Genomic DNA, 1,089 nt, shown 5'->3' with positions numbered 1-1,089 from the left:
CCCTGCAGGAGACCAGCATTCCCGGTCGTTACCACTATCGTCTCGCCCTGACCCAGCCCGCCAAGAAGCGCGAACTGTTTCGCGGTCTGGTACAGATAAAGGTAGAAGGGAGCCTGGGTGACAAGCCCAGAACCCTCGGCAGCCGTGAGCTCGGCATGAAAGTGGGCGAGGGGCGCTACGCCTTGCGCTACTTTCAGCTGCTGGAAGGCAACTGGCAGTTGCCGGAAGGCTTTGTACCGGACCGGGTGCGTGTCACTATTGGCAAAGAGGGTCGGCAACCCACCCAGGAGTTGCTTGCCGAATGGGGGGAGGTGATCAAACCACTGGTAGTTGCTCCGCCCGCGCCGGCACCTGCGGTGCAGTAAGAAGCTTGGTGAATACTTGAACTAAATGGTCGGGTATTGGATAATTTCGCGGTTTCCATGTTTGTGGATTTAACGGTTGTGAGGTCAGTAATGAGTGCAGTAGCAGAAGCCCCGTTGCCAATCCAGATGACGGATGCGGCAGCCAACAAGGTGAAGAACCTGATTACCGAAGAAGAAAATCCTGGGCTCAAGCTGCGGGTCTACATCACGGGCGGTGGCTGCTCCGGTTTCCAGTACGGTTTCACCTTCGATGAGAAGATCAATGAAGGGGACACAGTGGTTGAGAAGAGTGGTGTCACCATGGTGATCGATCCCATGAGCCTGCAATACCTGGTGGGCGGCAGTGTGGACTACACCGAAGGTCTGGAAGGCTCCCGCTTTACCGTGACCAACCCCAATGCCACCACAACCTGTGGCTGCGGTTCCAGTTTCTCCATCTGATGTGCCGTAACGGCACGATAGAAAAGGGCCCAGCAGGGCCCTTTTCTATTCATCCCTCTCTTTATCCCTATCTGTCTTCCTATATAAAGCGTCGCATCCTTATAAAGGCATCGTTAGGCACAGCGGGGTTTTTGGCCTGAACAAGAGGAATAGCGTCTCTTCTGAAGCACATAAATGGATGCTTATTGGGCGAACTGGTTGTTGATTAAACACTTGAACGTCTTCTTCAATAAAACACAGTGTTTTTACTTGCCAGAAAGATTCCGCTCCCTATAATGCGCCC

Annotated in this window: 2 protein-coding genes; both read left to right on the top strand. The window is 53.6% G+C overall.

Features of this window, described 5'->3' with window-relative positions:
* A partial coding sequence (locus tag BN1128_RS02250; RefSeq protein WP_042866031.1) for a DUF6776 family protein occupies positions 1-365 on the top strand: 365 nt, incomplete at its 5' end.
* 90 nt (positions 366-455) lie between these two features.
* Positions 456-806, top strand: a complete 351-nt coding sequence (gene erpA / locus BN1128_RS02245; RefSeq protein ID WP_042866029.1) for an iron-sulfur cluster insertion protein ErpA — start codon at positions 456-458, stop codon at positions 804-806.
* The last annotated feature ends 283 nt before the right edge of the window (positions 807-1,089 follow it).

The organism is Aeromonas piscicola, from assembly GCF_000820005.1.
GTDB lineage: Bacteria > Pseudomonadota > Gammaproteobacteria > Enterobacterales > Aeromonadaceae > Aeromonas > Aeromonas piscicola.
Note: the sequence above shows the minus strand (reverse complement) of the source record. Positions and strands in the feature narration are given on the sequence as shown.

Coding starts and splice junctions, on each gene's coding strand:
- erpA (WP_042866029.1), top strand. CDS start 456: ATGAGTGCAGTAGCAGAAGCCCCGTTGCCAATCCAGATGACGGATGCG.